At 65.9% G+C, this 21,001-nt stretch carries 19 protein-coding genes and 1 pseudogene; 8 read left to right on the forward strand and 12 right to left on the reverse strand.

Annotation, left to right across the window (positions count from 1 at the left end; genetic code table 11):
- Positions 1–10: 10 nt before the first annotated feature.
- Both MWU77_RS04905 and MWU77_RS04910 read right to left on the reverse strand, forming a co-directional pair.
- Positions 11–1,240, reverse strand: coding sequence for a hypothetical protein (locus tag MWU77_RS04905; RefSeq protein ID WP_169690051.1), 1,230 nt, complete (start codon positions 1,238–1,240; stop codon positions 11–13).
- A complete protein-coding gene (locus tag MWU77_RS04910) occupies positions 1,237–2,190 on the reverse strand; it encodes a Ppx/GppA phosphatase family protein (protein ID WP_169690052.1) in 954 nt (317 codons plus the stop codon). Before MWU77_RS04910 ends, MWU77_RS04905 begins: the two co-directional genes overlap by 4 nt.
- A gap of 33 nt (positions 2,191–2,223) precedes the next feature.
- Between MWU77_RS04910 and MWU77_RS04915 the strand changes: the two genes are divergently transcribed.
- Positions 2,224–3,033 carry a hypothetical protein gene (locus MWU77_RS04915; protein WP_169690053.1) on the forward strand — a complete coding sequence of 270 codons (810 nt, stop codon included), beginning with the start codon at positions 2,224–2,226 and terminating at the stop codon, positions 3,031–3,033.
- Positions 3,034–3,092: 59 nt separating this feature from the next.
- On the opposite strand, the gene MWU77_RS04920 is transcribed toward MWU77_RS04915, so the two are convergent.
- The 3 genes from MWU77_RS04920 to MWU77_RS04930 all read right to left on the reverse strand — a co-directional run bounded on the left by MWU77_RS04920 (position 3,093) and on the right by MWU77_RS04930 (position 5,936).
- A complete protein-coding gene (locus tag MWU77_RS04920) occupies positions 3,093–3,782 on the reverse strand; it encodes a response regulator transcription factor (protein WP_169690054.1) in 690 nt (229 codons plus the stop codon).
- Positions 3,783–3,846: 64 nt separating this feature from the next.
- On the reverse strand, positions 3,847–5,019 hold the full coding sequence (locus MWU77_RS04925) for an ATP-binding protein (RefSeq protein WP_308198764.1): 1,173 nt from the start codon (positions 5,017–5,019) through the stop codon (positions 3,847–3,849).
- A gap of 161 nt (positions 5,020–5,180) precedes the next feature.
- Entirely contained in the window at positions 5,181–5,936 is a 756-nt protein-coding gene (locus MWU77_RS04930) for a phosphoglyceromutase (protein ID WP_247273423.1), read from the reverse strand.
- A gap of 140 nt (positions 5,937–6,076) precedes the next feature.
- On the opposite strand from MWU77_RS04930, the gene MWU77_RS04935 reads away from it, so the two are divergent.
- Positions 6,077–7,846 carry an FAD-dependent oxidoreductase gene (locus MWU77_RS04935; protein ID WP_247273088.1) on the forward strand — a complete coding sequence of 590 codons (1,770 nt, stop codon included), beginning with the start codon at positions 6,077–6,079 and terminating at the stop codon, positions 7,844–7,846.
- 140 nt (positions 7,847–7,986) lie between these two features.
- On the opposite strand, the pseudogene MWU77_RS04940 reads toward MWU77_RS04935, so the two are convergent.
- The 5 genes and pseudogenes from MWU77_RS04940 to MWU77_RS04960 form a co-directional block, all read right to left on the reverse strand.
- Positions 7,987–8,313, reverse strand: a pseudogene (locus tag MWU77_RS04940) (transglycosylase family protein); the annotation flags it as partial.
- Positions 8,314–8,733: 420 nt separating this feature from the next.
- Positions 8,734–9,261, reverse strand: a complete 528-nt coding sequence (locus tag MWU77_RS04945; protein WP_169690059.1) for a YbjN domain-containing protein — start codon at positions 9,259–9,261, stop codon at positions 8,734–8,736.
- Positions 9,258–10,592 (reverse strand): D-inositol-3-phosphate glycosyltransferase, encoded by a 1,335-nt coding sequence (mshA, locus tag MWU77_RS04950; protein ID WP_169690060.1) that lies wholly within the window; start codon positions 10,590–10,592, stop codon positions 9,258–9,260. Before mshA ends, MWU77_RS04945 begins: the two co-directional genes overlap by 4 nt.
- Positions 10,593–10,645: 53 nt before the next feature.
- Entirely contained in the window at positions 10,646–11,473 is an 828-nt protein-coding gene (locus MWU77_RS04955) for an alpha/beta fold hydrolase (RefSeq protein ID WP_169690061.1), read from the reverse strand.
- Between the two features lie 5 nt (positions 11,474–11,478).
- Positions 11,479–12,672, reverse strand: coding sequence for an MFS transporter (locus MWU77_RS04960; protein WP_169690062.1), 1,194 nt, complete (start codon positions 12,670–12,672; stop codon positions 11,479–11,481).
- A gap of 59 nt (positions 12,673–12,731) precedes the next feature.
- Here MWU77_RS04960 and MWU77_RS04965 point away from each other — a divergent pair, with 59 nt between their 5' ends.
- From MWU77_RS04965 to MWU77_RS04980, 4 genes are all read left to right on the forward strand, one after another.
- The gene (locus tag MWU77_RS04965) at positions 12,732–13,505 is read left to right on the forward strand and encodes a PIG-L deacetylase family protein (RefSeq protein ID WP_169690063.1); all 774 of its coding nucleotides are present in this window, start codon (positions 12,732–12,734) and stop codon (positions 13,503–13,505) included.
- 28 nt (positions 13,506–13,533) lie between these two features.
- Positions 13,534–13,995: an SRPBCC family protein gene (locus tag MWU77_RS04970; RefSeq protein ID WP_247273089.1), complete on the forward strand. Its 462-nt coding sequence runs from the start codon at positions 13,534–13,536 to the stop codon at positions 13,993–13,995.
- A gap of 4 nt (positions 13,996–13,999) precedes the next feature.
- Positions 14,000–15,031, forward strand: a complete 1,032-nt coding sequence (locus tag MWU77_RS04975) for a tocopherol cyclase family protein (RefSeq protein ID WP_247273090.1) — start codon at positions 14,000–14,002, stop codon at positions 15,029–15,031.
- 85 nt (positions 15,032–15,116) lie between these two features.
- Complete coding sequence (locus tag MWU77_RS04980) at positions 15,117–15,833, forward strand: LppP/LprE family lipoprotein (protein ID WP_169690132.1); 717 nt, start codon at positions 15,117–15,119, stop codon at positions 15,831–15,833.
- A gap of 18 nt (positions 15,834–15,851) precedes the next feature.
- Here MWU77_RS04980 and MWU77_RS04985 read toward each other — a convergent pair whose 3' ends face one another.
- The gene (locus MWU77_RS04985; protein WP_374229810.1) at positions 15,852–17,105 is read right to left on the reverse strand and encodes an ROK family protein; all 1,254 of its coding nucleotides are present in this window, start codon (positions 17,103–17,105) and stop codon (positions 15,852–15,854) included.
- Between the two features lie 375 nt (positions 17,106–17,480).
- On the opposite strand from MWU77_RS04985, the gene MWU77_RS04990 reads away from it, so the two are divergent.
- Positions 17,481–19,481 (forward strand): APC family permease, encoded by a 2,001-nt coding sequence (locus MWU77_RS04990; protein WP_247273091.1) that lies wholly within the window; start codon positions 17,481–17,483, stop codon positions 19,479–19,481.
- A 4-nt stretch (positions 19,482–19,485) separates the two neighbouring features.
- Here the strand turns inward: MWU77_RS04990 and MWU77_RS04995 are convergent, their stop codons facing one another.
- Positions 19,486–20,133 (reverse strand): TetR/AcrR family transcriptional regulator, encoded by a 648-nt coding sequence (locus tag MWU77_RS04995; RefSeq protein WP_247273092.1) that lies wholly within the window; start codon positions 20,131–20,133, stop codon positions 19,486–19,488.
- Positions 20,134–20,243: 110 nt separating this feature from the next.
- Here MWU77_RS04995 and MWU77_RS05000 point away from each other — a divergent pair, with 110 nt between their 5' ends.
- A complete protein-coding gene (locus MWU77_RS05000; RefSeq protein ID WP_169690068.1) occupies positions 20,244–20,993 on the forward strand; it encodes an SDR family NAD(P)-dependent oxidoreductase in 750 nt (249 codons plus the stop codon).
- The last annotated feature ends 8 nt before the right edge of the window (positions 20,994–21,001 follow it).

The raw sequence follows: 21,001 nt of genomic DNA on the forward strand, positions 1-21,001 counted from the left end.
GACCGCAGCCTCATCCGTTGGGCAGTAGGAACAACAGCGGACCGAACGCCACGAACGCTCCGACCCCGACAGCGATCAACTGGCTGGTGATGTCGTCCGTACGGCGCAGAACCCGCACCAGTGCCACGAGGCCGACGATCACGAGCAACGCCAGACCGAACGCCACCCACGGCATCATGTCCCACAGCTTCTCGAAGCCCTTGAACAACAGACCGCCGACGACGATCGCGGCGATACTCTCGCCGACGAGCAACAGCCACTGTTTGGCACTGCTCCCAGACCCGTCGACGACGTCGTCCGAATCGGTGTCGGGCTTGCTTTTGCCGGAGGTGCCCTTCGCTGCTGCCCCGCTACCCGAAGCGGCCTTGCCGGAGGGCTTGCTCGGCGCAGCCTTGTTCTTCGACGGGAACTTGCTCTTGGAAGGCGACTTGCCGCCCCCCTCGTCCTCCGCAACACCGATGGTCGTGGTCTCGTCGTCCTCGTTGTCCGCGGCGGTGCCCTGGAGATCGCTTGCCGGGCCGGAAAGCAGTCGAGGCTCGGGGGTCTCGGATACACGCGGCGACGGCGATGCCTGCTTGACCACAGGGACGGACCCGGTCACATTGTCCAGGTGCGCCCTGGCTCGACGGGGTAGAGCCTCCGGACGGATGACCTCGGTCGGCGATTCGACCTTGGCGCCATCCGCGTTCGTGCCCGGACGATCCGGCGCGGCGGTCTGCCCGAACTCGGTCTTGCCGGCGGCGGGTTTGCGGACCGTCGGCGTGCGGACCACGGGGTCGGCAGCGACCGGCTCGACAACAGCGGGTGTCACAGTCGTCGCCTCCGCGTCGGCCACAGTCGAGGTGATCGTCGTCAGCTCGTTGGCAGACGGTGGCACCGGGGTCGACAACTCCGGTGCCACTACCTTCGGGGTAGCGGGCACGACCGGCTCGACCTTCGGTGTCTCGGGAACGACAGGCTCCACCTTCGGCGTCCTGGGGGTCGCCACCGCAGGTGCCTGTGGACTGCGATCGTCCCCGGCCGAACCGCGCCCGGACTCCGGCGTCGCGGTCGGCTGCGCTTCGGCGGCCGGCCGGGTGATCGGTATTTCGCCGGTCAGTTCCGCAACCGAGATACCACCGGAGGTGCCGCGGCGGCGACGGCCACCGCCGCTGCTGCGCGTACCGACCTTCTTGCCGTTACGCGCGAGCAGTTCCGCTACCGATATCTGTCCGGTATCCGTGCCCTTGCTGTCGGTCACTTGGATGCCACCACCAGTTCCCCGCCCATCTCAGTGTCGAGCTTCCGAAGAATCAAACCCTCACGCAACGCCCACGGGCAGATCTCCAAGGTCTCCACCCCGAGCGCCCGCATACTTGCTTCGGCCACCAGTGCACCTGCGACGAGTTGCTGGGACCGGTCCGAGCTCACGCCTTCGAGCTCCGCGCGGTCCGAGGTGGTCATCCGCGAGATGAACGCGATCAGTTGCCGCAGACCGCTCGCCGTCAACGTTCGTCGGACACGAATACCCGCCGACGAGGGTGCTGCACCCGTCAACCGTGCCAGTGTACGGAAAGTCTTGGAAGTCGCGACGCAAAGATCGGGGTCGCCTGCACTACGCAGATGCTTCGTCGGCCCCGCGAGTTCGGCATCGAGCCAGTCGCGTAACGCCGCAATACGACGCTTGCCGGGAGGATCGTCCCGGAACCAGTCCCGGGTCAGGCGTCCGGCACCCAATTGCAGCGAGTACGCCACGTCGGGATCCTCGTCACCACCGAAGGTCAGCTCGAGCGAGCCGCCACCGATATCCAGATTGAGAATGCGACCGGCACTCCATCCGTACCAGCGGCGCACCGCAAGGAACGTCAATCGGGCCTCGTCGACACCGGACAGCACATCGAGGTTCACCCCGGCCTCGTTCCGAACCCGGGCCAGAACCTCCTCCGAATTTCCGGCGTCGCGGACCGCCGAGGTGGCGAACGCCATGAGTTCGCCGCAGCCGGAGGTTGCGGCGATGCCTGCGAACTCCTCTGCCGTCTCCACGAGCCGATCGGCACCGGAGACCGTCAGGTTCCCGTCGTCGTCGATGTTCTCGGACAACCGCAGCGTTGCCTTGGTCGAGCTCATGGGTGTGGGATGGCCGCCACGATGGGCGTCCACCACCAGCAGATGAACGGTGTTGCTTCCGACGTCGAGTACCCCTAGGCGCACATTGATACGGTACTGGGTCTACCGTCAGGAGTTGTGACAGCAGGTACGTCCGGAACTCGGCCCAAGCTCGTTCCGGCCCCAGAAGTTCCCCTCGACTTTCCACGCGAATGGGTCGAGTTCACCGACCCCGACAATGACGAACACATAATCGCTGCAGACATGACTTGGCTGCTCTCCCGGTGGAGTTGCGTGTTCGGGACGCCCGCATGCCAAGGCATCATCGCCGAGCGACCCGACGACGGATGCTGCTCGCACGGCGCGTTCCTGACCGACAGCGACGACCGGAAGAAGCTGGCCGGAGCCGTGAAGCATCTCACTCCCGACGACTGGCAATTCATGGAGAAGGGCCTCGGGAAGAAGGGCTATCTCGAGGAGGACGAACTCGAGGACGAGCCCGCGCTTCGCACCCGCCGCCACAAGGGCGCGTGCATCTTCCTCAACCGTCCGGGCTTCGCAGGCGGCGTGGGCTGCGCGCTGCACAAGATGGCGTTGCGCCGCGGAATCGAACCGCTCGAGATGAAGCCGGACGTGTGCTGGCAACTTCCCATCCGCCGGACCCAGGACTGGGTCGAACGACCGGACGGCACCGAGATTCTGCGCACCGCGATCACCGAATTCGACCGGCGAGGCTGGGGTGAGGGCGGCCACGATCTGGACTGGTACTGCTCCGGCTCGCCCGATGCACATGTCGGTGCGAAGCCGGTGTGGCAGTCGTACGCACCCGAACTCCGGGAACTGATCGGGAAACCGGCCTACGACGAACTCGCCCGGCTGTGCAAGCGCCGCGAGGGTCTCGGACTGATCGCGATCCATCCGGCCACCGCGGCCGCCGAGCACCGCTGAACCCGCGCGTGGTTTCGATGGCTCCGGCTACCGAAACCACGCGCCGGGCGCCTCGGGCGTCAGCCCTCCAGCTTGTAACCCAGCCCCCGCACGGTCACCAGGTGCTGCGGCTTCGCGGGATCGGTCTCGATCTTCGAACGTAACCGCTTGACGTGGACATCGAGGGTTTTCGTATCGCCGACGTAATCGGCCCCCCAGACTCGGTCGATGAGCTGCCCACGAGTCAGAACGCGCCCCGAGTTGCGCAGCAGGTACTCGAGCAGATCGAATTCCTTGAGGGGCAGGGCCACGTCCTCGCCGTTGACCTGCACGACGTGCCGGTCGACGTCCATGCGCACCGGACCGGCGGCAAGCACCGCGTCATCCTGCCCGATCTCGACGTCCGGGTCGGCGCCTCGACGCAATACCGCACGGATCCGGGCGATGAGCTCCCGCGCCGAGTACGGCTTGGTCACGTAATCGTCGGCGCCGAGTTCGAGTCCCACGACCTTGTCGATTTCGCTGTCACGCGCGGTCACCATGATGACCGGCACGCCCGAACGGCTCCTCAGCTGCTTGCACACATCGGTACCGCTCATGCCCGGGAGCATCAGGTCGAGCAGGACGATGTCCGCCCCACCCCGGTCGAACTCTGCCAGCGCTGTGGGCCCGTCCCCCGCAATCGTCGTCTCGAACCCCTCCTTGCGCAGCAGGAATGCGAGCGGATCCGCCAGCGACTCCTCGTCTTCCACGATCAGCACACGCGTCACCGTTGCGTCCTCCGTTGATTCTCTGTCGTATGCCACCCGATTCCGGGTGCGGATCCGATCGGACTCATTGCCCGACCGTCGTATCGTGCCGCGTTGCGGCGGGCTCGTCGTCGCCCTTCTCGAAATGGGCGGGGATGAGCAGTGTGAATGTCGAGCCTGTTCCCGGCTTGCTCCACAGCACTATTTCGCCGTGGTGGTTCGCCGCGACGTGCTTGACGATCGCCAGACCGAGGCCGGTACCACCCGTTGCCCGCGACCGCGCCTTGTCGACGCGGAAGAAGCGCTCGAAGACGCGCTCCTGGTCCTGACGTTCGATCCCGATCCCCCGATCGGTGACCGCGATCGCGACACAACCGTCGCGCAGCGATCTGCTCACCGTCACCGGACTGCCCGGCGGGGAATAGGCGATCGCGTTCTCGATCAGGTTGGTCAGCGCCGTCACCAGCAGGAGATGATCGCCGAGCATCTGATATCCGTTCGGACGGTCGGTGTTGATCTCGATGTTCGCGTTCTCGGCGGTGAGCCGGGTGCGGTCGAGGGCATCATCGATCACCGTGTCGACATCGACCTCCTCGAGGTCCGGGAGCTTCTCGGCGCCCTGCAACCGCGACAACGCGATCAACTCGGTGACCATGTTGCCGAGCCGGGTCGCTTCGCTCTGGACCCGCTGCCCGAAGTGGCGCACGCTCCCCGGGTCGTCGACGGACTCGAGCAGGGCCTCGGCCAGCAACGCCATCGCGCCCACCGGAGTCTTGAGTTCGTGGCTGACGTTGGCAACGAAATCCCGGCGGGTGGCTTCCATCCGGACCTGCTCGGAGTCGTCGTATGCGTAGAGCACCACGAAACGCGGATCGTCGTCGAGCAGCTTTCTGGCGACGCAACGCACCGCGACACGGTCGCGTCCGTGCGGGCTCTTCCGGCTGAGGTCGATTTCGACAGTCGTCCCGTCATCGAGGACCCGGCCTGCGGCGATCCATGCGCGTTCATCGAGGAGCCGTCGGCTCACCAGGCCGAGTTCCTCGGCGCGCGGGTTGTAGAGAATGACGTCGTGGAACTTGTCGACGACTGCGATACCGGTGGAGGCGCCGTATACGACGCGGTCCAGCACGGTCGCCATCGTGAGTTCGTCGTCGCTGCCTCGGTCGCTACGTCGGCGCGACCACATCACTGAGGCGGCGAGCAGTGCGCCCAGGATTGCGGCGACAACGGCCACCAGGACGATCTGCAGAACATTCACGATTCGAATCGTAATGACACCTGTCCGTGCAGCCACAGGGGGTCGTCAACACTCACTGCACGTCACAAGCCATTTTTCAACGGTTGGTCCGGTGTTCACCCGAAGTTTGCCGGACCCCGCGCGACGGAGAGTCACGCGGGGTCCGGTTTGCCTGTTCACACCTATTTCGCACCCTGGTTCGCGACCGCAGCAGCGCCCGCCGCGGCAGCCTCGGGGTCGAGGTAGGTTCCGCCGGGATTGAGCGGACGCAGATTCTCGTCGAGGTCGTAACGCAGCGGGATACCGGTCGGGATGTTCAGCCCGGCGATGTCGTCGTCGGAGATTCCGTCGAGATGCTTGACCAGGGCCCGCAGCGAGTTTCCGTGCGCGGTGACCAGCACCGTCCTACCCGCCAGCAGGTCCTTCGAGATGGTCTCTTCCCAATACGGGATCAGCCGGGTGACGACGTCCTGCAGGCACTCGGTCAGCGGCACCTCGTCGACGCCTGCGTAGCGCGGATCCTGGTCCTGGCTGTACTTCGAACCGGGCTCGATCGCAGGCGGAGGAGTGTCGTAGCTGCGGCGCCAGAGCATGAACTGCTCCTCACCGAACTCACTCTTGATCTCGGCCTTGTTCTTGCCCTGCAGGGCGCCGTAGTGACGTTCGTTGAGTCGCCAGTCGCGCACCACCGGGATCCAGTGGCGGTCCGCAGCATCGAGAGCGAAGTTCGCGGTGCTGATCGCACGACGCAGCAGCGAGGTGTAGAGAACGTCGGGGAGGACGTTCTGCTCTGCGAGCAGGGCGCCTGCACGCTTGCCCTCGGCCACGCCCTTGTCGGTGAGGTGCACGTCCACCCAGCCGGTGAACAGGTTCATCGCGTTCCATTCGCTCTCGCCGTGGCGGAGCAGAACAAGTGTTCCGATACTCATGGCTCCAATCCTGACACGATCGCGTGGGCGATTCCTCCACGGGCGCGTCGAATGTCCGCTATATCTGACAACGCGCGTTGCCATACCTGTCGGGCGCCGCCCGACAGGCGCCACCGCGAACCGGGGGTATCCAGTTGACCGAATTCCGCATGACCCGCCGCACCGTCCTGACCGCATTCGGCGCACTCGGCGCTGCGGCCGCCTTGCCCGGGATCGCCGACAGCCGGCCACACGCCGGGATCGCACCGCGCTCCCCCGCCCTCCGTTCGACCGGACGCCGTGTCGCCGTCCTCGGCGGCGGGATGGCCGGGCTCGCAGCAGCCCACGAACTCATCGAGCGCGGATTCGAGGTGACGGTGTTCGAACCGACCGCTCTCGGCGGCAAGGCCCGCAGCATGCCGTCTCCGGGCACCGCAGCAGGCGGGCGTCTCGATCTTCCCGGCGAACACGGATTCCGCTTCTTTCCCGGTTTCTACCAGCACATTCCCGACACGATGCGCCGAATCCCCTTTCCGCACAACCCGAACGGAGTCTTCGACAATCTGGTTGCGGGCCCGGCGTTCCGCATGTCGATCCCAGGAGGACCGGATCTGACGGCACCGAGCGCCATCGACCGGCTCGATGTGTACGACGCCGAGTCGCTGCAGCGTTCACTTGCCGCCGCATTCTCACTCGGCGGCGCCATCCCACCGCACGAACTGTCCGTCTTCCTCCGGAAGCTCACGATGTTCTTGACCAGCAGTATCGAGCGCCGCGATCACGAATGGGAACATCAGACGTGGTCGCAGACACTCGAAGCCGAGGGGAAGTCGAAGGGCTATCACGACATTCTGGTATCTGCATTGACCCGGCAGCTCGTGGCCGCGCGTCCGGACAGGGTCTCCACCCGCACCATCGGCATCATGGGGCAGGCCTTCGTCTGGAATGCGATGGGTGTCGTGCCGACCTACGGACACCTCGATCGCCTCCTGTCGGCACCGACGAACGAAGCGTGGATCGACCCGTGGGCCCAGCTGTTGCGAGACCTCGGTGTCAGGTTCGAAATGGGCTGGGCAGCAGAAGGGTTCGACATGTCAGGCGGGAAGATCACCGGCGCCCGCGTCGTCGACACCGCGGGAAGTCGCGCACAGGTCGACGCCGACTGGTTCGTCGCCGCGATGCCCGTCGAACGCGCCGTTCCGCTGTGGTCACACGAGATGCTCGATGCCGAACCACGTTTGGAACTCATGCAGCACCTGACCACCGATTGGATGGTCGGAATCCAGTACTTCATGCGAAGGCCCACTCCGATCGCCGCCGGACACGTCGCCTACCTCGGGACGCCGTGGGCGCTCACGTCGATCAGCCAAGCACAGTTCTGGCGTGGATCGTTCGCCGACCGGTACGGCGACGGCAGCGCGGTCGACTGCCTCTCGGTCGACATCTCCGATTGGGACACCCCCGGAATTCTCTACGGCAAGACCGCGAAAGAATGCACGGGCGAGGAGATCGCTCGCGAGACCTGGGCGCAGATGAAGATGTGTCTCGACGACACCGGCGAACAGAATCTTCGCGACGAGGATCTCGTGTCGTGGTTCATCGATCCCGGCGTGCGCTGGAATGCGGCGGAAGGCCGCAATACCAACGACACCCCGCTGCTGATCAATACGGTGGGATCACACGCGAATCGGCCCGATGCCCGTACTGCGATCCCGAATCTGTTCCTGGCGGGCGACTACGTGCGGACCGACATCGACCTGGCAACCATGGAGTCTGCGAACGAATCCGCCCGTGCCGCAGTCGGCGCTCTGCTCGATGCCGCCGACTCCCCTGCGCCGCCGCCTGCGATGTTCACGCTGCACGAGCCGGCCGAACTGCAGCCGCTGAGACAGATCGACGCCGATCGCTATCGCTCCGGACTGCCACATCTGCTTGCGTGAGCATGCCGCGCGGCCCCTCGAAAGCCCCCAGCGCCCCTCGAGAGCCCCAGCCCCTCGAGAGCACTGTCCCGCGCGTACGGGGTACGCGCGGGACAGGCCACAAATCTGCTGGAGCGACCAGCTCAGAGGCGATCGGATCAGAGGTACTGACCACAGACCGGCCACGCACCGGCGCCCTGGCCTGCGAGAACGTTCTCGGCAACGCGGATCTGCTCGGCCTTCGACGCGTTGCTGGCAACACCGCTGCCGCCGTATGCCTCCCAGGTGCTCTGGCTGAACTGGAGACCGCCGTAGTAGCCGTTACCGGTGTTGATGGCCCAGTTTCCGCCGCTCTCGCACTGAGCGACGGCATCCCAATTGCCGGACGCTGCGCTCGCGGTGCCGGTTCCCAGGGCGAAGGGGGTGACGACGAGGGCAGCCGCGGTTGCGACGGTGCCCAGGGTGCGCTTGATGTTGAACTGTGCCATGTCTGGTGAATCCTCTCGGCTGCTTTTTGCGGGACCCGGGACCGAATGTCGGTCGGATATCGATCGCCGGATTGTCGGCGACCCGATTTGTCTCGCACTGCCCCTCGGGTATGTATTGATCCGGTTTTCCCGCGGGGCAGATTCAGCGGCTGCGGGTCCGGTGTAACGACCGGTTCGTTGTCGGTCGATAACAACGTTAAACGCCAATCACGAAAAGGTCACGGACCGGTTTATTGGCACATTCGTGCAGAAAAATCCTTGATCAACAGGGTTTCACCAGGTGAGCAAATGGAACCAACTGACATCCGACACGGAATTACACGATCATTATGTGGGGACCGTCACAAAATAATCCTCTACAGACCTCTCGAATCGGACAATACAAATGCGTCCGAATCGCGTCGAATCCGAAGTGTGACGTTATTTGCCGGTACTACTCGGCGGTTCGAAATCCGTCCCGGTCTCCTGCTCGATGAGGTGCCGGAACGGTTCGAGATTGCGCAGAGATTCACCGCGGGAGACGCGCCACTCCCATTCTCGCTTGATCGACGTGAGGAAGCCGATCCCGAGAATGATGTTGAAATCGTAGTCGGCGGCCTCGAGGACCTGACCGAGCACTGCGTCGAGTTCCTCCGCAGTGACGGATCCCTCCGAGAACCTGCCGACGAGATAGATGTCGCCGATCTTGTCGAGGGTGTACGCCACCCCGTACAACCGGCGATTGCGCCGCAGCAGATATTTGTAGACACCCTCGAAGTTCTCGTCGGGCTTGCGGCACACGAACGCCTCGACGCGGAGACCGTGCGTTCCGACGGTCAGCAGTGTGGTGGTCTTCAGCTTGTTCTCACCGGGCAGTTCGACCACGAAATGGCCGCCCTCCTTCGTCGAGAACTCCAGCTCCCGATCGCGCAGTGTCGCCTCGATCAGTTCGCTCAGCCGTTCACTCACGCCTTCACTCCGCTCGTACGACGCAACTTCCACAATCCCCGCTGCCTGCGCAACGAATACTCGGTCGAACCGGGCACCCGGTTCCGACGCATACCTGCGCGCCGGTAGCTCTCGAGCAGGCCCTCCGCAGTGTGTTCCCACGAGAAGTTCTCGGCGTGCTTCGGCGCGGCCGCCGCATATGCGGCGAGCCTGCCCGGGTCGGAAACGAGCGACCCCAGCGCGGCCGCCCAGTCGTCGATGCGATGTCCGCCCACGAGCACACCGGTCTCACCACCTCGCACCGCGACACCGAGTCCGCCTACATCGGCCGCGATGACCGGGGTCCCGCAGGCCTGCGCTTCGATCGCCACGAGCCCGAACGATTCCGAATAGCTCGGCACAGCAACGAGATCCGAGGCCCGGTATACCTGGGCGAGACGTTCGGACGGCTGGGGAGGCATGAATGTCACCTGCGCGGCGATCCCGAGATCACGGGCGAGCTCGATCAGTGAATCCGGTCGTTCGAGCCCGCTTCCCGACGGTCCGCCGACAACGAGCACTCGCAACGGAATGTCGGGCGCATCCGCGATCGCCTGCGCCGCAGCGCGCAGCAGCACATCGGGAGCCTTGAGCGGCTGGATCCGGCCGACGAACGTCACGATCGTCTCTCGAGGATCGAGCCCGAGTTCGGCCCGCGCAACATCCCGGTCGCCCGGACGGTAACGCGACAAGTCCGCTCCCGGCGCGACGACGTCGATCCGCGACCGATCAGCACCGTAGATGCGTTCGAGCGCGGCGGCCTCATCGGTGGTGTTCGCGACCATCCGGTCCGATTCGGCGACGACCTGCTGTTCCCCGATCTGGCGCGCTGCGGATTCCGGCTTGTCGCCTGCGGCCAGGGAGGCGTTCTTCACCGCCGCCAACGTGTGTGCGGTGTGGACCAGCGGCACTCCCCAGCGATCGCGGGCAAGCCACCCGACCTGGCCCGACAGCCAGTAATGCGAGTGCACCAGGTCGTAATAACCCTGGGGGTGCCGGGCTTCCTCCCGCAGGACGCCTGCCGCGAAAGCACACAACTGCGTGGGCAGATCGTGCTTGTCCAGGCCTTCGAACGGTCCTGCCTCGATATTGCGTACCAGAACGCCAGGAGCGGCATGCTGCACGGCCGGATCGGCCGACGACGTCGCGCGGGTGAATATCTCCACTTCCACGCCGCGACGCGCCAGTTGGATTGCGGTCTGCAGGACGTACACGTTCATGCCACCGGCGTCGCCTGTGCCGGGCTGGGCCAGCGGCGAGGTGTGGACCGATATCACCGCCACGCGGTGCGGGCGGCTGGGCTGGGACGTCACCCCTCCATACTGCCTTGCCGGTCGGTCCCGCCAGGAATCGACCTCCATGCCGGCTATGCGTCGACCGACTCGACGAACTCGGTCACCTCGGCCACGAACCGCGCGGGATCCTCGACGAACGGACCGTGATCGACCCCCTCCCAATAGGACGTCGACGCGTTGGGGAGCAACGACTCGGCATGGCGTGCTGCGGATACATCCACCACCGAATCCGCGGTGCCGTGCAGGAGGAGAACCGGGATCTCGAGGCTGCGGAGCAGGTCGTCATTGCTCACGGACCGGTCGAACAGCGCGGCACGCACGTGGGGAGCGGTGCTGAGCGAGGCACCGAACAACGCCTGCGACACCACGCCCTTCCCTTGGGGCGGTCCTGTCAGCGCGTTCCCGAACGAGCCGAGCGCCGCGATCGCCTCGCGCGGCTTCTCCGACATCGCTGCGGGGATCGCGGCGCGCATTGCCGCGCCGACCTTTCCACCTCTTTCTCCGCGTCCGATGCTCGTGATCGCGCCGACGAGCACCACACCGGACACCTTCGCGGAGCCGTACTTCGTGAGGTAATCGCAGATCACCAGGCCCCCGTAGGACCACCCGAGCAGCACCGCATCGTCCGCGTTCTCGGCCTCGAGCACCGCATGCACGTCCGCCGCCCAGTTCTCGGAGTTGTCGTAGCCCTCGCGCGGAGCCCCGCTGTACCCGTGGCCGCGCAGATCCAGGGCGATGACCCGGAAGTTGCGTGCGAGATCGCCGAGGACTTCCTCGCCCCAGCATCGCGACGACTGCGCCCAGCCGTGCAGGAGTACGAGCGGACGGGCGGATTCCGGCCCGAACGTGCGGTAGACGATCGGGGTGCCATCGCTGCTGGAGACTTCGCGCACTGTCATGGCGGTCACTGTAGCCGCGCGCGCAGGTGGATCCCGGCCGCGCATGCCACCGCGATCAGGCCTGCCACGACACCGACCCCGTATCCCGCACCTGCGTCGACCCGGTCGATGACCTGGCCGACGAGGGCCGACCCCGCAGCCACGCCCACACCGAGACCCGCCACGGTCCAGGTGATGGCCTCCGTGAGCCGATCGGACGGCACGATCTGTTGGGTGAGCGACGTCGCGACGATCATCGTCGGCGAAATCGCCGAGCCGGCGAGCAGGTACAGCATCGCGAGCACGGGTACGGATCCGGCGAGCAGCAGCGGCCACAGCAGCAGTGCGACCAGGGCGGTCGCGATCAGCAGTTGCCGGGTCAGCGACGATGTCGTCGCTCGTGCACCGAAGATGATGCCGCTGAGCGCCGAGGCGAAGGCGAACAACGCGACCACGACGGTCGCTGCTCCGGGCACACCGTGTTCCGCGGTGAACGCGACCCCGACGACATCGATGACCCCGAAGATCACACCCATCGCGAACATGACGGCGATGAGCGCGACGAGCACCGGCATCCGTAACAGGTTGACGCTCGGCATCTCGGCCGTGCGGGACTGTACCGGCGGCTCGGTTCCGCGCAGCCCTGCGAGAACGAACGTGCCCACCAGAAGCAGGATGGCGCCCAGCAATGGGCCTGCCTCGGGAAACAATGCGATGCTGAGTCCGACGGACAGGACCGGGCCGACGATGAAACACAACTCGTCGATCACCGCTTCGAGTGCGAACGCCGTGCGCAACTGCGATGTCCCTCCGTAGAGCTGGGTCCAGCGGGAGCGCACCATCGCCCCGATCGTCGGCATCAGACCTGCCGGGATCGCGCACAGGAACAGCAGCGGCACAGGCCACTCGAACCGCACACCCAGGAGCATCGTGAGAGTGGCGGCCGCACTGATCGTCGCGGCCGCGGGCAGGACGCGGTACTGACCGAGCCGGTCGACCGACCGCGACACCAGAGGTGTCAGGAGTGCGTACGACAACGCGAATACCGCCGACAGCGCGCCGCCGAGCGCGTAGTCGCCGCGCAATTGCGAGAACATCGTGACGATGCCGATCCCGATCATCGCGATCGGCAGGCGCGCTACGAAACCTGCCGCACAGAATGCGACGGAACCCGGCGCAGTGAACAGATCGCGGTAGGAACCGCCCGATTTCTGTGACACCTCTGTGGGATTTCCTCTCTCGGTACCGCGCACGGCCGCACCGTGCCAGCATGCAGAATATGAGCGTTCTGGTCTGTTTTCACGCGCACCCCGACGACGAGGTCTTCACCACGGGCGGAGTGATGCGGCTGGCCGCCGACGCGGGCCACCGCGTGGTCCTCGTCGTCGCGACGGACGGGGCGGCCGGTGAGCACCCTCCGGGGCTGCTGTCTGCGGGTGAATCGCTTGCGGATCGTCGGATGCGGGAGCTCGAACGATCCGCGGAGGCGCTCGGAGTGGCGCGGCTCGTGCAGCTCGGATATCCGGATTCGGGGATGGCGGGGACCCCGGAGAACGGCAATGCGGCGGCCTTCGCGAACGTCGACGTGGGCGAGGCGGCCGCGCGATTGGCATCGATAATCGAAGCCGAACGCGCCGACTCGGTCACCATCTACGACCCCGACGGCGGCTACGGGCATCCCGATCACATCCAGGTCCACCGTGTCGGGGTTCGGGCAGCGGAATCGACCGGTCACGACGCGGTGTACGAGTCGGCCATGAATCGCGATCACCTGCGACGGCTGTTGGCGGCGAACCCCGAGGTGACGAGCGAGGCACAACCGCCCGACCTCGACACGTTCGGTCTACCCGAATCCGAACTCACCACCGCCGTCGATGTCACCGGCACCATCGCCGCGAAGGTCGCCGCCATGCGTGCCCACGAGTCTCAGATCGGCGATTTCGGCCCGATGCTCGCCATGTCCGAAGACCAGTTGAACGCAGCGTTCGGAATCGAGTGGTTCCGGCGACGCGGCAACGCCCCGGGCCTGCAGGAGACGTCGCTGCGGCTGTGAACGGGAATCCCCCACGAAAGGCGAATCTGTGGAACAACGAATCACTCTCACGCGATCGATCGCTGCGCCGCCGAGCGCGGTGTGGGCTGTTCTGACCGACCTCGACGCCGCTCCGGAGACGCTCCGTGGCGTCACTTCCGTCGAACGCCTCGACGACGGCGAGTACCGGGTCGGAACCCGGTGGCGCGAGACACGGGTGATGTTCGGCAAGGCCGCGACCGAGGAGATGCAGGTCGTGGAGGCGGTGCCCGCGCAACGCACCGTCGTCACCGCAGAATCCGGTCGCGCGCGCTACCGGACGATCTTCGAGCTGACGCCCACATCGGCCGGAACGGATCTGACGATGGAGTTCTCGGGCGTCTCCGGCCCACTCGGCGCCGCGGCGCAACTGCTGATGACGGTTGCCGGTCCACTCGCGAAGCGCGCGACCACGAAAGCGATGCGTCAGGATCTCGACGACATCGCCGCCGCGACGGAACGATTGGGATAAAGGGGTGTCGCTGCTCAGGCGGTACCGCGAAGGCGGCGCGACCCTGCCGTTCGGCGACCTGCTCACCGCGCACGACGTGGCCATGGAGGGCTATTTCTGGCGGTTCACCCAGCCCGACACCGGGAGGGTGGTCATCGCGCTGTGCGGGATCAACCGGGCGCCCGACGGGAACTGGGCGACGCTCGGGCTGGCAGCGCATCCGGGCGGATTCCTCCGCACCGAAGCGCATCCGGAGGGCACCGCGCATCCGAGCAGGTTGGGTGCCCTGGCCGGTGTCGCATTCAGCGGCGGCGCGGACCGCGTGCGGATGGATCTCGGGCACGACGCACAGCTCGATGTCCGCATCACCCCGAGCCTGCCGTGGCCACGGCGCCGATTCGGTGGTTCGAGCGTGTTCCAGTCGGTGCCCGCATTGAATCAGTATTGGCATCCGTGGCTGCTCGGCGGGTATGCGGAGGGTCGCGCGGTGCTGGGCGATGAGGTGTGGGAACTCGACGGCGCGCAGGTATACGGCGAGAAGAATTGGGGACGAGGCGGTTTCCCGGACTCCTGGTGGTGGGGGCAGGCGCAGGGCTTCAGGGATTCCTCGGCGTGCGTGGCCTTCGCCGGCGGAGAGATCCACACCGGGCTCCTACGCACGACCGTGACTGCCGTCGTAGTGGCGCTGCCGGGTGGCCGCGTCATCCGGCTCGGCAATCCGGTGGTGTCCCCGATCCGCGCCCACGTCACCGACGAATCGTGGTCACTGCGCGGCGGAAACCTTCTGTGGAGCGTCGAGATCGAAGGGAACGCCCCACTCGGACGTGCGCACGTGCTGCCGGTACCGCTTCCCGCGGAGCGCCGTAATGTGGCCGGCTCGATCGAGCATCTGGCCGGAACGCTGCGCGTGACAGTCCGGGCGCGCGGCACCGTGGTCTGGGAGGACGAATCCCCGCTCGCCGCACTCGAACACGGAGGCCTCGAACGGGCTGAGGCCGAACTCCGTCGCCGCGGGTCCAGACCGGACGCAACAGACGCATCTCCCTCCCCACCGTAACGAATCCGTAACTGTCGCTAACGGATACATACTCGTCGACGACGATCTCCATGAACCCAGGCACCGTGTCGCGAAGAAAGGTGCGATGTTGACGAACCGCCGAATCGGAGCATCGATCGCTCTCATTGCCGCCGCAGCCCTGCTCACCGCATGCGGTGGCAGCGACACCACGACCCTCACAACGACGACTACAACACCGATCACGACTCCGGCCGACGCCGATGGCCTGCAGAAACCCGAGCCGGCCGAGCAAACGACGACCCCCGGAGCGACGGAATTCATCCCGGCGCCCGCACCTGCCGAGGGCACCGCCCGGCCTCAGGCCACACCCACACCCGACGACACCCCCGTCGCTTCACCGGTTCCGGAAGACCACACCGGCCCGTGCCTGGATCCCTCCTCGTCGGTGGCCTCCGACGCTCTCGCCTCACTCGGAAACACCACGCCGAACGGCGACCCTTGGGTCGCGGGAGCCTCCACCGATGCGGCCGGAGAATGCCCGCAGCTGCTGTGGATGATGGCCGAAACACCCGGTGGAACAGCCAGTTCCCCTTCGCAGGTGCTGTTCTTCCACGACGGCGCCTACCTCGGTACCGCTACCTCGGACTTCTACGCCTACACCCGCGTGGTGGGCGCGAACGATTCGACGGTGTCGGTACAGTACCGGTGGCTCGCTCCGCAAGACGCGAATTGCTGTCCATCGGGCGGCCCGGCGGTGATCGACTTCACCTGGGACGGGATGCAAGTGGTGATGGAGCAGCCCTTGCCACAGGAGATGCTCGACTCCTACGGTCCGCGGTGACCGACCCGGTTCCGATCCTCATGCCGCGACCGCTCGCATGACACCGAGCGGGTCGGAGTACAGCGAACTGAGCGACACCGCACCAGCGGCGTAGGCCTGCACCCTGTTGCCGAACCCGGTGATGTGAACATTTTTGCGCGGAAACGATGATGCACGCTCGAGCGCTCTCACCACATACGTGATTCCCTCGGGATACTCCGTGAAGGCCTGCCCGCCGAGAACAACGCGATCGGGGTTGAACAGGTCGCGCAGGAGCGCCACGGTCCGTCCGAGTGTGGATGCACGGTCGGCGAGGATGACGCGTGCCGCCTCCGACCCTGCTCGCGCCACTTCGTACAGTGCCCGGATCGACCGGTCGCCGGGTGTGAGCACTCCTTCGCTGTGGGCGCGCTCCAGCACTGCCCGATCACTGATCGTTGCTTCGAGGCATCCGGTGGCACCGCAGGTGCACCGCGCCGACGAACCGGTAGGCAAGTGCGAGATCGACCCTGGCCCGGTCGCCGGCGTATGAACCTTGCCGTCGAATGTGATGGCGACACCCGCTGTTTCGCGTGCATAGATGTACAGGTGGGCACCTGCCGTGCCGCCGGAAGCCTTGTTCGGGGTCAGCAGCAGTTCCGCGGCGGCCATCGCTTCGACGTGGGCCGCCACCGACACCGGCAGGTGCAGACCACTGCTCACCGCCTCGCCGACGCGGGCCTGTGACCAGCCGAGGCGCGGATGATCGACGAGGCCGGTTGCGGAGTCGACGCGACCGCCGATCGCGACACCCGCCCACAGTGCGGTGCGGCGGTGCCATCGGGAGACGAAGGCCTTGGCGCTTGCCGTGATCGAGGCGAGTGCGAGGCTCTGCTCTCCGCTCGGCGTGGGGATCTCGACAGCACTGATGATCCGGCCACGCAGGTCGGTGGCGACGATCCCGGTGACGACTGCGCCGATGTGGATTCCGACGGTGAGGAATCGGTCGTGCTCGACCTCCACCGGAACCCTCGGACGACCGACCGCACCGGATTCGGTGAGGTCGGCGCGTTCACGCAGCAGACCGGCCGCGAGTAGAGCGCTCACCTGCCGGTTCACTGTGGCAATGCTCAGGCCGGTGGCCTTGGCGATCACGTCGCGGGATACGGGACCGCGATCGGCCGCGACACGGAACACCGACCCTGCGGCGCCGTCGGCGATGCGCAGATCCGGGACGACGATCCGTGCGCGCGTGGCGGCCGGGGCGAGCGAGAGTCGGGAGAAATCCGGACGAGACAGGGTGGGAGCTGACACGTGTGTTCCTTGGAAAGTCGGTCCCGGGCACCTCGACGCGAGCGTGGCGCTCGAACGTGAATGATCTGACCCGGATGTGGCACGATTCGGACATCGACGCGCCTGACCTCGACGTGCACAGCGCACGCAACCGAAGGATCCCGGCTCGGAGCCCGGAATCGGCGCGGATCTACCTACCGCAGGGGCGACAACAGAGTTCGCGCGCCAGGGGAAGCCGGGAGCCCAGAGCGGCGGTCACGTACGTGACACGCAGGACGGAAACTCGACCGGACGACATGCAGGGAAGGTTATGTCACGGTTCGGATTGTCCACAAGCCGAAGGGAAATAGGTCTGTGGCGGGCACCGCCGATGCCGGGAAGGACTATGCTTTGCTGGTGTCTCGTGCACCGTCTGCGGTGAAATCGCTGCTGCTCGGCAAACCGTTCCGCAGCGACGCGCTGGACCATATGTTGCTCACGAAACGCATCGCACTTCCCGTGTTCGCGTCCGACGCGTTGTCGTCGGTTGCGTATGCACCCGAAGAAATTTTTCTCGTACTGTCCGTTGCCGGCCTGTCCGCCTACGCGTTCGCCCCGTGGATCGGAGTCCTCGTCGCCGTCGTTCTCGCGGTGGTGGTCGCGAGCTACCGGCAGAACGTCCACGCGTATCCGTCCGGGGGCGGGGACTACGAAGTGGCGACGAAGAACCTCGGTGCCACTGCGGGCTTGACCGTCGGCAGTGCCCTGCTCGTCGACTATGTGCTCACCGTGGCCGTGTCGATCTCCGCTGCAGCATCGAACGTCGGATCGGCGGTGCCGTTCGTGGCACACCACAAGGTGTTGTTCGCCGTCGGCGCCGTCGTGATCCTCACCGCCGTCAATCTCCGCGGGCTGCGGGAGGCGGGGATCGCGTTCGCCGCACCGACATACGCATTCATGATCTCGATCATCGTGATGCTCGGCTGGGGGCTGACACAGATCTACGTCCTCGGCCACGATCTTCGTGCCGAATCGTCGTCTTTCGAACTCGTCGCCGAACACTCCCCCGCGACGGCGCTCGCCTTCACGTTCTTGATCGCACGGGCGTTCTCGTCGGGATGTGCGGCACTGACCGGCGTCGAGGCGATCAGCAACGGGGTGCCTGCCTTCCGGAAACCGAAATCCCGCAACGCCGCGACAACGCTTCTCATGCTGGGCGGGCTCGCGATCACCCTGCTCCTGGGGATCATCGTGCTCGCCGAGAGGATCGGAGCGGTGATCGCCGAGGATCCTGCCACCCAGTTGCTGGGCGCTCCGGAGAACTACCATCAGAAGACGCTGATCGTGCAGATGGCGGAGACCGTCTTCTCCGGCTTCCCGCCCGCTTACTATCTGGTCACCGCGTTGACCGCCTTGATCCTGGTGCTTGCGGCAAACACCGCGTTCAACGGCTTCCCGGTGCTCGGCGCGATTCTGGCGCAGGACCGCTACATGCCGCACCAGCTCCACACCCGCGGCGATCGGCTCGCGCTGAGCAACGGCATCCTCTTCCTCGCAGCCTCGGCGTGCGTGTTCATCGTGGTCTTCCACGCCGAGGTCACCCACCTGATCCAGCTCTACATCGTCGGGGTGTTCGTCTCGTTCACATTGAGCCAGACCGGAATGGTCAAGCACTGGACACGGCAGCTTTCGACAGAAACCGACTCCCGTGTGAGCGCGCGAATACGACGATCACGCGTGGTGAACCGGGTGGGTGCGGCACTGACCGCCTCCGTCCTCGTGATCGTGCTGATCACGAAGTTCCTCGCAGGCGCCTGGATCGCTATCGTGGCGATGGCGGCAGTTTTCGCCACGATGAAGGCGATCCGTCGCCACTATGACAGCGTCGCAAAGGAACTCGGTCCGGTCGAGTGGGACGACGTCCTGCCGAGCCGGACGTATTCGATCGTCCTCGTCTCGAGCCTCCACGCACCCACCCTCCGCGCTCTGGCCTATGCGCGCGCGACCCGGCCGGACACCCTCGAAGCCGTCACGGTCGACGTCGACACCGACGACACCAGGGCACTGGTGCGCGCATGGGATCGCAGTGATGTCACCGTCCCGCTGAAAGTGATCGACTCCCCCTATCGGGAGATCACCCGCCCCGTTCTCGACTACGTGCGGCGCATCAGGCGGTCGTCACCGCGTGATGTCGTGACAGTGTTCATCCCCGAGTACGTCGTCGGGCATTGGTGGGAGCAGATCCTGCACAACCAGAGCGCGCTGCGCCTGAAGAGCAGGCTGTTGTTTCAGCGCGGTGTGATGGTGACGAGCGTGCCGTGGCAATTGCGCTCCTCCGCACACATGAGAGAGCACGACGCGCGACCCGTTCCCGGCGCGATGCGCCGCGGAACAGGCACCGGCGACCGTCTCGGATGAGCGCTCAGCGCACCTCGCGGGCCGCCTGTGTTTCCTCGGACAAAGGCGCCACGAGCACGGCCTCCCATGCGTCGACCAAGGCCGACAGCTCGGCGTACGTGGGAGGCCTGCCCACGGCGTCGCACCGCGACAGGGCTCGAACGATGCTTTCGTAGACGAGATCGAGACGCTGCTCGACCACATCGGCCGGCAGGTGCCCGGCCGATGCTCTCAACGTGTTGTCGGCGAGGTAGCCGTTCGATGTCGCCATCGCCGCGGCCACGTGCTCCGCGAGCCGCCCTTCGTCGAGCAGCCGGTAGAGCATCGCAACATAGTGATTGTTGCGACCGAGCGTGTTCGCGAGCGGTTCTGCAACCGCCCACAGGGCGTCACGGGTGGACAGTGTGTGCCTGCTCTGAAGGAATCGGCGAACGAGCGCGCCACGTCCAGCGTCGACCGCGGGGAACCGGTGGTCGGCCACCGCGTCGAGCAATCCGTCCTTCGTACCGAAGTAGTAACCGATGACCGACGAATTGTGCTGGCCCGCAGCCTTCCGTATTTCGGCGAGAGTGACCCCGTCGTATCCGCGCCGCGCAAACAGCTTCTCCGCGGTTTCGATCAGACGGATGCGAGTCCGCTCTCCCGAGCTGTAGCGCCCGCGACTCGTCGTCATAACAGACGACGTTAGTGCCGGTGACGACGATCCGCAGGGCAACCACACTGCTCGGAGCTATCGGAGAATCGGCCGGGCACGCCTGCACCGCCCGCACTACGATTCGACCTATGACCATTAGTGCCGAGTCCCGCATTGCCGTCGTCACCGGAGCTTCCTCCGGCATCGGAGAAGCCGCCGCGCGCACTCTCGCGGCGCAGGGTTATCACGTGGTGGTCGGCGCGCGACGCCTCGATCGTCTGCAGAAGCTGGCCGACGAGATCGGAGGCACGGCCCTCGAACTGGACGTCACGGACGAGGACTCCGTCGAAGCATTCACGACGGTACTGCCGCGTGTGGACGTGCTGGTCAACAACGCCGGTGGCGCGAAGGGCCTCGCCACGGTCCTCGACGCCGTCGAGGACGACTGGCGATGGATGTGGGAAACCAATGTCATCGGCACCCTGCGCATCACCAAGGCTCTGCTTCCCAAGCTCATCGATTCGGGTGACGGACTGATCGTCACGATCACGTCGGTCGCCGCGTTCGAGGCGTACGACAACGGCTCCGGATACACCACGGCCAAGCATGCGCAGGCGGTCCTGCATCGCACGCTGCGCGGGGAACTGCTCGGCCGGCCCGTCCGCCTGACAGAGATCGCGCCCGGTGCCGTCGAGACGGAGTTCTCGCTGGTTCGCTTCGAGGGCGATCAGGAGCGCGCCGACAAGGTGTACGAGGGCATCACGCCGCTCGTCGCGGAGGACATCGCGGAGATCATCGGGTTCGTCGCGTCGCGGCCGTCGCATGTGAACCTCGATCAGATCATCGTCAGGCCCCGAGATCAGGCAAGTGCGGGACGGTTCAACCGCACCACCGACTGACGGTCGTC

The sequence above is a fragment of the Rhodococcus sp. F64268 genome (genome assembly GCF_023015605.1).
GTDB lineage: Bacteria > Actinomycetota > Actinomycetes > Mycobacteriales > Mycobacteriaceae > Rhodococcus.